1 protein-coding gene is annotated in these 285 nt (G+C 41.1%); it reads right to left on the reverse strand.

Going from position 1 to position 285, the window contains the following annotated elements:
* Window positions 1-192 (reverse strand): transposase domain-containing protein (locus JV36_RS0103970; protein WP_032139766.1); only part of this gene is annotated, 192 nt, incomplete at its 3' end.
* Window positions 193-285 lie beyond the last annotated feature (93 nt).

Raw genomic sequence — 285 nt, forward strand, 5'->3', positions numbered from 1 at the left:
AAAAAGGCTCATTCCCATGACACACCACATCACCGATTCAAGCGGTAAGCGACGCTTTCTGACCGTTGCCACACCTGCTTCGACAAAAGCTTCATCAATGATAGTTGGGTCTAAGAAGGTTGAAAGCTTGTCAAATGAGTGAAACTGAGTACTGGCATTAAACGCGGTGTCTAAAGCTGTTTTAAAATTCATAAAAAAATCCGATGGCGAATGCTCATCGGATTTTTGCATCTATAAAAGATCGGTCAACCGATCGCTAAAATATTTCTTAACTGATCGGCATTA

Source organism: Alteromonas sp. LOR, assembly GCF_000753865.1.
Classification (GTDB): Bacteria; Pseudomonadota; Gammaproteobacteria; order Enterobacterales; family Alteromonadaceae; genus Alteromonas.